This window comes from Phytobacter sp. V91, assembly GCF_965644225.1.
In the GTDB taxonomy this organism is placed as follows: Bacteria; Pseudomonadota; Gammaproteobacteria; order Enterobacterales; family Enterobacteriaceae; genus CBFFRJ01.
In genome coordinates, this window is sequence record NZ_CBFFRJ010000064.1 from 18,694 (window position 1) to 27,728 (window position 9,035).

Sequence of the window (9,035 nt, forward strand, 5' to 3'; positions counted from 1 at the left end):
AGGCAGTTAAGCCGGTTTTGATAGCCCAAAGAACTCGCGGGCCGTTGACTCATCACGTGCGATTTGCGCTTTCAGTTCATCCAGCGAGCCAAATCGCTGTTCGTTGCGTATCTTCTTACGCAGTATTACATCTATATGGCGACCATACAGGTCCATTGCAACATCCAGCAAATGGACTTCCAGTTGCTGGCGCACGCCAGCAACCGTCGGGCGTGTCCCTATATTGGCAACGCCTGGAAGTAATGTATCGCCTAAACCCATCACTTCTACCGCATAGACCCCTTTAACAGGGGAGACCTGACGACGCAGCGGTACATTCGCCGTCGGAAAACCTATCGTACGCCCCAGCGCATCGCCGTGGATAACGCGCCCGGAAATACTGAACGGATGGCCCAGCAAATCCGCGGCAAGCTGAAAATTATCATCAGCCAGCGCCTGGCGAACCGCGGTACTACTCACCCGCGCGCCATCGGTGCAAAATGTTTGCGTGCTGGTGACGTCGAAGCCATATTTTTGCCCGGCCGTCTGTAATAACAAGAAATCCCCCTGGCGACCAGCACCAAAGCGGAAATCATCGCCAACGGCAAGGAATTGCACGCCGAGCTTGTCGACCAGCAGGTCACTGACAAAGTTTTGCGCCGTTAGCGCCGCAAAACGGCGGTCAAAACGGACACACAGCACGTAATCCACACCGCATTCTGCCAGCAGGTGTAGCTTTTCACGCAAACGGGTCAGACGCGCGGGGGCCTTTTCACCCGCGAAAAGTTCAAGGGGTTGTGGTTCGAAAATCATCACCACAACCGGCAGACCACGCTGGCGGCCTTCTTCGCTAAGCCCTTGTAATAACGCCTGATGACCACGATGCACGCCATCGAAATTACCAATAGTCAGCACACACCTTTGCGGTGCCTTGCTGAGATTATGTATGCCTCGTATCAGCTTCATGTCCGGCTCAAAACAGTGAAAATCGTCGGATTATACCTTGTACTACGTGCAACGTTAACCGACGATTGCCAGAAGCCGCCAGAAAGGGGAAGGATTTCATTAAGCTGCCGCCTTCTGGTATGAAAAACTGGACGGGTTAGTGATTTTTATGGTGGAAAGGCTGTATTCGACGCCCGCAAGCTGGTAGAATCCTGCGCCATCACTACGTAACGAGCGTTGTCTATTAACGGCGCTTATTTGCACAAATCCATTGACAAAAGAAGACCGAAAGGGCATATTCCTCGGCCTTTGAATTGTCCATATAGATCATATTTGGGAGTTGGACCTTGGCTAATATCAAATCAGCTAAGAAGCGCGCCGTTCAGTCTGAAAAGGCTCGCAAACACAACGCAAGCCGTCGCTCTATGATGCGTACTTTCATCAAGAAAGTGTACGCTGCGATTGAAGCTGGCGACAAAGCTGCTGCACAGAAAGCATTTGACGAAATGCAACCGATCGTGGATCGCCAGGCCGCTAAAGGTCTGATCCACAAAAACAAAGCTTCTCGTCATAAAGCTAACCTGACTGCACAGATCAGCAAACTGGCTTAATCGCCTGCTTGTTGTGCTTTGTGAAAAGAACCCGCTTAATGCGGGTTTTTTTATATCTGCTATTTATCACTGATGCCGAATAAGGTCTGCAAAGCACTGATGCCTTCACGGGTGAACGTCACTTCCCGAAAGCCCGGCGTCCTGCGTATCCAGCCTTTTTGCTCAAAATGTACCAGCATCACGGCCCCCGCCTGCCCGCCAAGATGAGAGCGTCTTTCACTCCAGTCGAGACAGGCACAGCACCGTTTGCGCGTTGTTTTGCCAGACACCGGCATGCCGATGCGGCTAAAAAAAGCACTCCCTTCTTCCGTCAGCGCCGCGCCGTCTTCGCTTATCCACGCTTTTTCTCGTAGCGCGTCATAAATTTTAACCGCCAGTTCGCCCGCCAGATGATCGTAACAGGTACGTGCCCGCCTCAGGCTTAACGGCGTTCGGGTCTCAGGGGGCTGAACCCGTCGCCATGAAACGCCCATCATCAGTTCGATAAGCTGTGCGATATCCTGGCCTGCAAGACGGAAATAGCGATGGCGACCCTGAGTCAGGAAAGTGATGAGCTGGCTGGTAACCAGTTTGTTGAGATGAGCACTGGCGGTGGACGCCGAGATCCCTGCGACGGCGCTCAGTTCAGTGGCCGTCCATGCGCGCCCATCCATGAGCGCACACAGTATTTTTACCCGTGAAGGGTCGGACATGGCAGCGCCAATCGCCGCCACCGAAAGTTCGAGAGACTCGTCATCAGGACGTTGTTCAGGATGAGTGGCACTCACTGGCTGTTATCTCCCAGGCTTCGGTTGCCTCACGGGCAAGGTGCGGATTATCCGTCAGCAGAATAAGTTGATTCGCGTGGTCACTGTACTGTACCAGGATATTCACGCCACGTAACGCCAGGGCTGTAGCAATCTCACCAAGCTCCCCTGGCCGCTCCTGTTTGAGCTTACGGATCAACGGGCGTGCTACCCCGGCAACATTAAAGCCCACGGCCTCCAGCACGTCTTGCGCTCGCGGCCCCTCTTCGACAAGAAAATGCGCATGGGCCTGATGACCCACGCTAAATACGCCGCCACCTTCAAGACCAATCCCATTACTGCCCAGGGTTTTTCCCAGCCTTGCCAGCTCGCCGGGTTTATTCGTCAGAATAACGTGAATATCGTACATTGCCTTACTCCTGAGCCAGTGAAGAATATTCCCGCTCGAGTCGGGCGATACGGATTCGGTAGAAGGAAAATATCTCTTCCCGCCCTTCAACCTAGGCTGCACGGTGAAAGTGATTTTTCTTCCATTGTTGAATCGCCTCTTCATCACGCCACCAGGACAGCGAGAGTATTTTTCCAGCAGTGGTAAGGCTCTGAAAACGCTCGATGGAAATAAAGCCGTCAATATCACTCAGCAGCGGTTTGAGCTGCCCGGCCAGTTCAAGATAGCGCGCCTGCTTTTCAGCAACCGCATCCGCTTCAAAAAGTACAGCAATCATGGTTTATCACCTCGGTGTGTTAGTGGTGATAAATCTACCGAACTGAAAAAGGGATGCTTCGCTGGTCAACGAAGTGTGTCGGGAGTGTCAGAGGCCGCGAAAGAGTGGCGAATAGTCACGGTTACAGATACGTTGCACTGCCGGATGCTGGATCATACGTTCGGCAAAGATGGCATGGTACTCCTCCATCACATTCTCCACGCGCCCAAGCTCCACCATGCTGTTATCCGCATAAAAGTCCTGCGCATACAGCGTGGGGGCGACAAAAATGGCCTTGTGGGCCGCGCCAAAGGATTTCATCAGCGCCGCATCATCAAATTCGCCCAGGATCTCCACCTTGAGTCCCTGCGAGTTAAACCAGTTGAGTAGCTTGCGCCCGAGCATAGAGCGACGGCCAGGGATTAACAGTCGGCGCTCTTCCAGACAGGCCGGAAAGGGTTTATTCAGCGCCGGTTTCTGACACCAGAAGCTGACGCCACACTCGCCAATTTTCACCGAGAACAGTCCTTCCTGCTGAGTCGAATCTATCGGGCAGTCGGAGATAATCATGTCGAGCTTATGCTGACTCAACTGCTCCAGCAGCATTTCGTGAGTGGATTCAAAACAGCGGAGATGAATAGGCTCTCCCTCCTGAACGGCGGCATCCAGAATGCCGCTGACCAGGTTTTTCGACAGCGCATCCGCCACACCCACGTCAAAGAGCAGGTGTGACTCCTTGCGGTAGTTAACGATATCGAGCATTTCCTGGCTGAGGGTAAACATCTTGTCCGCATAGCGAAACACCAGCTCGCCCAGCTCTGTTGGTTCAAGCCCCCGTCCTTTACGCTTGAACAGCTTGCCCTGCAAACGCTCTTCCAGCAGTTTGATCTGCCCGGTGATGGTCTGTGGCGAGAGGTGGAGAGCTTCCGCCGCACCGACGACAGAGCCCTCCCGATGGACGTGCCAGAAATAATATAAGTGATTGTAATTAATATATGACATCGCCTGCCCCTCCTGTATGCCACTCTTGTTTAGCGCAGCGCTAACTTTGAACGTAACAGGCAATACCCCACCACCGCAGACGTGATCGAGCCGGTCAGGATACCCAGCTTACTCCAGGCAACCATATCTTCATGAGCATCGCCAAACGCCAGGGAAGAGATAAAAATCGACATGGTAAAGCCGATGCCGCACAGCACCCCAACCGCCATAATCTGTTTGAACTCCGCGCCCTGGGGCAACTTCGCCAGTTTCAGGCGTAACGCCAGCCAGCAAAACAGGGTGATACCCACCGGCTTACCGATAAACAGGCCCATAATGATCCCCAACGGCAGCACGCTGCCAAGACCGGCCAGCGACATGCCCTGTAATGAAACCCCGGCATTGGCGAAAGCAAACAACGGCAGGATAAGCCAGGTCACCCACGGATGAATGGCCGTCACCAGTTGGCGCGCCGGAGAAGTCCCTTTCTGTTCATCCAGCGGCACCAGGAAGCCGACAATTACGCCCGCAAGCGTCGCATGGATCCCGGATTTAAGCACTGCGGTCCACAACACCAGCCCGACGGCGATATAAAGACCAATACGGCGCACATTACAGATATTGAGCAACGCCAACAGCACTATCGACGCGGTAGCCACTCCGAGGGCCGTCTGGGAAATCTCGCTGGTATAAAACAGCGCAATAATGATTATCGCCCCCAGATCGTCGATGATCGCCAGCGCCATCAGGAAGATTTTCAGCGCCAGCGGCACCCGGTTCCCCAGCAGCGCCAGAACCCCCAGCGCAAATGCGATATCCGTAGCGGTCGGAATAGCCCAGCCATGACGCGCCAGCGGATCGTGGAAATTGAAAAGCAGATAGATCAGCGCTGGCGCAACCATACCGCCGAGGGCGGCAATCACCGGGAAGATGGCCTGTTGACGGGTCGCCAGCGAACCTTTGATCAACTCATATTTTACTTCCAGGCCAACCATCAGGAAAAACACAGCCATCAGCGCATCGTTTATCCATAACAGCATGTTTTTATTGATTTCCAGCGCACCAAACTGGATAACGACGGGCATATGCAAAAAAGCGGCATAGGCATCCTGAGTGGCGCCCAGATTAGCAGCCAGCATGGCCAGAACTGCCGCGATAATCAGAATGATCCCGCCAGAAACTTCACTATTAATAAAACGATAAAAAAGCTTCACTGTTATTCTCTCGTCGTCACAATTCCATAGTGGCGGGTATGTTACTCCTCACTACTCTTCGATAAAAACAGTTTATATCTGGCAATACACTCTGTTTTTCCGAATGATGAAAAATGAGCAAAAAAAGACCCGGTATCAACCGGGCCTGTTGGCTGGGTAAAAATTCCTTTAACGCGTCAGATCGTCAAAGAATTTTTTCACACCGTCGAAAAAGCTCTTCGAACGCGGGCTGTTATGTTCACCCGTCGGGCCGCCAAAACTTTCCTGGAGATCTTTGAGCAACTGTTTCTGCTTCTCGTTCAGACCAACCGGCGTTTCCACGACCACACGGCACAGCAGATCGCCCTGCGCACCGCCACGAACCGATTTCACCCCTTTACCGCGCATACGGAACAGCTTGCCGGTTTGGGTTTCGTGCGGCACTTTCAGCTTCACACGACCATCGAGGGTTGGCACTTCAATCTCGCCGCCAAGGGACGCCATCGCAAAGTTAATCGGTACTTCACAGTACAGGTTGTTGCCTTCGCGCTCGAAGATCGGGTGCTGTTTTACCTGAACCTGGACGTACAGATCGCCCGCCGGTGCGCCATGCTCACCCGCTTCACCTTCACCTGCCAGACGGATACGATCGCCGGTATCCACGCCTGCCGGGATCTTAACGGACAAGATTTTGTTCTTTTCAACGCGACCGTGACCGTGGCATTTGTTGCACGGATCTTTAATTAATGTCCCGCGACCCTGGCAATGTGGACAGGTCTGCTGAACAGCGAAGAAGCCCTGACGCATCTGCACCTGGCCCTGTCCATGACAGGTCGGACAGGTCTGCGGCTTGGTACCCGCTTTGGCACCGCTGCCGTGGCAGATATCGCACTCTTCCAGAGTTGGGATACGGATCTCTTTGCTGACGCCGCGTACCGCTTCTTCCAGCGACAGTTCCATGGTGTAACGTAGGTCAGCACCACGCGCTGCACGCTGACGACCACGGCCACCGCCAAAGATATCGCCGAATACGTCACCAAAGATATCGCTGAAATCAGCTCCGCCGCCGCCATAGCCGCCACCGCCGCCCATACCGCCTTGCTCAAACGCTGCGTGACCATACTGGTCGTAGGCTGCGCGTTTCTGAGCATCGGTAAGGATTTCGTAGGCTTCTTTGATCTCTTTAAATTTGGCTTCGGCCTCTTTATCACCCTGGTTACGGTCCGGGTGATATTTCATGGCCAGGCGCTTATACGCCTTTTTGATTTCACGCTCTTCCGCTGTTTTGGAAACGCCTAAAATCTCGTAATAGTCTTGTTTTGCCATTGTCGTTTTTCAGCCCCTTAACATGCGAGCACGGGCGTGGAGAGATCTCCTACGCCCGTGCTGATTACTTACCCTGCATCAGGGCGATTATTTTTTGTCTTTTACTTCTTCGAACTCAGCGTCAACAACATCGTCGTCTTTCGCGTTGTTCGCAGAAGCATCAGCACCACCAGCCTGCTGCTGGGCATGCTGCTGCTGAGCGATTTCCATCAGTTTCTGGGAAACCTGCGCCAGCGCCTGGATTTTCGCTTCGATATCGTCTTTATCTTCGCCTTTCAGAGACGCTTCCAGCGCGCTCAGTGCAGACTCGATAGCGGTTTTATCTTCAGCAGGCAGTTTGTCGCCAGCTTCTTCAACCTGCTTACGGGTGCTGTGCAGCAGATGGTCGCCCTGGTTACGGGTCTGAACCAGCTCTTCGAACTTACGGTCAGATTCTGCGTTCGCTTCTGCTTCGCGAACCATTTTCTGAATTTCTTCTTCGTTCAGACCAGAAGAAGCCTTGATGGTGATCTTCTGCTCTTTACCGCTGTTTTTGTCCTTCGCGGAAACGTGCAGGATACCGTCAGCATCGATATCGAAGGTCACTTCGATCTGCGGCATGCCGCGCGGCGCTGCGTTGATACCGTCCAGGTTGAACTGACCCAGAGACTTGTTATCACCCGCACGTTTACGTTCACCCTGAAGCACATGGATGGTTACCGCAGACTGGTTGTCTTCAGCGGTAGAGAACACCTGGCTGTGCTTGGTCGGGATGGTGGTGTTTTTGGTGATAAGCGCCGTCATCACACCGCCCATGGTTTCGATACCCAGAGACAGCGGGGTAACGTCCAGCAGCAGTACGTCTTTAACATCGCCGCTCAGCACGCCGCCCTGAACCGCAGCGCCGATGGCTACCGCTTCGTCCGGGTTAACGTCTTTACGCGGTTCTTTACCAAAGAACTCAGCAACTTTTTTCTGCACCATCGGCATACGGGTCTGACCGCCGACCAGGATAACGTCCTGCACGTCGGAAACAGACAGGCCAGCGTCCTGCAGAGCAACTTTCAGCGGCTCGATAGAACGGTTTACCAGGTCTTCAACCAGGCTTTCCAGTTTCGCGCGAGTCACTTTAATGTTCATGTGTTTCGGACCGGTCGCATCTGCGGTGATATACGGCAGGTTTACGTCGGTCTGCTGAGCGGAAGAAAGCTCGATTTTCGCTTTTTCTGCCGCTTCTTTCAGGCGCTGCATAGCCAGCGGGTCGTTACGCAGGTCAATGCCCTGATCTTTCTTAAATTCTTCAACGAGATAGTTGATCAGACGGCTGTCGAAGTCTTCGCCACCCAGGTGGGTATCACCGTTGGTTGCCAGTACTTCGAAGGTTTTTTCGCCATCAACTTCGTCGATTTCGATAATAGAGATATCGAAAGTACCGCCACCGAGGTCATAAACCGCGATAGTACGGTTACCGATCTCTTTGTCCAGGCCGTAAGCCAGAGCAGCAGCAGTCGGTTCGTTAATAATACGTTTGACTTCCAGACCGGCGATACGGCCAGCATCTTTGGTTGCCTGACGCTGAGCATCGTTGAAGTAAGCCGGTACGGTGATAACCGCTTCAGTTACCGCTTCACCGAGGTAATCTTCTGCCGTTTTCTTCATTTTTTTCAGCACTTCAGCAGAAATCTGCGGCGGCGCTGTTTTGGTGCCTTTCACATCCAGCCATGCATCGCCATTATCAGCAGCAACGATTTTGTACGGCATGATAGAAACGTCACGCTGAACTTCTTCATCCTGGAAGCGGCGGCCAATCAGGCGTTTGATCGCAAACAGGGTGTTTTGCGGGTTTGTCACTGCCTGACGTTTAGCCGGCTGACCAACCAGAGTTTCACCATCCTGGGTATAAGCAATGATAGAAGGCGTGGTGCGATCGCCTTCGGCGTTCTCAAGCACACGTGCAGTAGTGCCATCCATAATCGCTACACAAGAGTTGGTAGTACCCAGGTCGATACCAATAATTTTACCCATCTAAACGTCTCCACTAAAAATTCAGTCAACATGTGGTTGTGAACCTGTAATAAGGGCGAATTGTGGAGTTTCAACGGCTCCCCTTCGCTTTTTTTCAGGCCCACACACTGCGGTTGACTACAAGATGGGGTCGTAACGGCGCTCATCAAGGGGGAAGGATTAAAAAATTTTTTACTTGATAAATCTTGAGCACAGATTGTACGTCCAGTCTTCAAGACTTAATTAATGCCTATAGATTGCCCCAACTGGTGATTGCGTATTTTCAGAGCAGATTGAAATCATCCACCAACGCCTAACATTCAGAAAAATGAGAATAGAATACAAAGCATTTACCAAACAAATAGTTACATAAAATGAAACAAATTTTCATTTTGATCACACATTCTCTGATGCAATAGTGTGGCCGTACTGTAGATAATTCAAACAACACTATAAACTAAAGAGGGATTTTTATGTCTAAAATCAGAGAATTAGGGAAGGTGCGATTTAATCGTCAGTTATGAGAACATAAGGCTTTCTTTGCCATAGATTTTTCACGATGCCCGC

At 52.3% G+C, this 9,035-nt stretch carries 8 protein-coding genes and 2 pseudogenes; 1 reads left to right on the forward strand and 9 read right to left on the reverse strand.

Annotated features, from left to right (window positions below; genetic code table 11):
- Positions 1-6: 6 nt before the first annotated feature.
- Positions 7-945, reverse strand: coding sequence for a bifunctional riboflavin kinase/FAD synthetase (gene ribF, locus ACSZO4_RS14270; protein ID WP_437889664.1), 939 nt, complete (start codon positions 943-945; stop codon positions 7-9).
- A gap of 7 nt (positions 946-952) precedes the next feature.
- Positions 953-1,182, reverse strand: a pseudogene (locus ACSZO4_RS14275) (DUF2575 domain-containing protein).
- Positions 1,183-1,271: 89 nt separating this feature from the next.
- On the opposite strand from ACSZO4_RS14275, the gene rpsT reads away from it, so the two are divergent.
- Positions 1,272-1,535 carry a 30S ribosomal protein S20 gene (rpsT, locus tag ACSZO4_RS14280; protein ID WP_437889665.1) on the forward strand — a complete coding sequence of 88 codons (264 nt, stop codon included), beginning with the start codon at positions 1,272-1,274 and terminating at the stop codon, positions 1,533-1,535.
- Positions 1,536-1,594: 59 nt separating this feature from the next.
- Here rpsT and ACSZO4_RS14285 read toward each other — a convergent pair whose 3' ends face one another.
- The 7 genes and pseudogenes from ACSZO4_RS14285 to dnaK form a co-directional block, all read right to left on the reverse strand.
- Positions 1,595-2,302 (reverse strand): ArsR/SmtB family transcription factor, encoded by a 708-nt coding sequence (locus ACSZO4_RS14285; protein ID WP_437889666.1) that lies wholly within the window; start codon positions 2,300-2,302, stop codon positions 1,595-1,597.
- Positions 2,283-2,690 carry an amino acid-binding protein gene (locus tag ACSZO4_RS14290; protein WP_437889667.1) on the reverse strand — a complete coding sequence of 136 codons (408 nt, stop codon included), beginning with the start codon at positions 2,688-2,690 and terminating at the stop codon, positions 2,283-2,285. The genes ACSZO4_RS14285 and ACSZO4_RS14290 overlap by 20 nt, the downstream gene beginning before the upstream one ends.
- Positions 2,691-2,694: 4 nt before the next feature.
- Positions 2,695-3,006 (reverse strand): annotated as a pseudogene (locus ACSZO4_RS14295) (antibiotic biosynthesis monooxygenase family protein).
- An 87-nt stretch (positions 3,007-3,093) separates the two neighbouring features.
- The gene (nhaR, locus tag ACSZO4_RS14300) at positions 3,094-3,987 is read right to left on the reverse strand and encodes a transcriptional activator NhaR (RefSeq protein ID WP_437889669.1); all 894 of its coding nucleotides are present in this window, start codon (positions 3,985-3,987) and stop codon (positions 3,094-3,096) included.
- A gap of 29 nt (positions 3,988-4,016) precedes the next feature.
- Positions 4,017-5,180 carry a Na+/H+ antiporter NhaA gene (gene nhaA, locus ACSZO4_RS14305; protein ID WP_437889671.1) on the reverse strand — a complete coding sequence of 388 codons (1,164 nt, stop codon included), beginning with the start codon at positions 5,178-5,180 and terminating at the stop codon, positions 4,017-4,019.
- 168 nt (positions 5,181-5,348) lie between these two features.
- A complete protein-coding gene (gene dnaJ / locus ACSZO4_RS14310; protein WP_437889673.1) occupies positions 5,349-6,485 on the reverse strand; it encodes a molecular chaperone DnaJ in 1,137 nt (378 codons plus the stop codon).
- 87 nt (positions 6,486-6,572) lie between these two features.
- Positions 6,573-8,489, reverse strand: a complete 1,917-nt coding sequence (gene dnaK, locus ACSZO4_RS14315) for a molecular chaperone DnaK (RefSeq protein WP_437889674.1) — start codon at positions 8,487-8,489, stop codon at positions 6,573-6,575.
- Positions 8,490-9,035 lie beyond the last annotated feature (546 nt).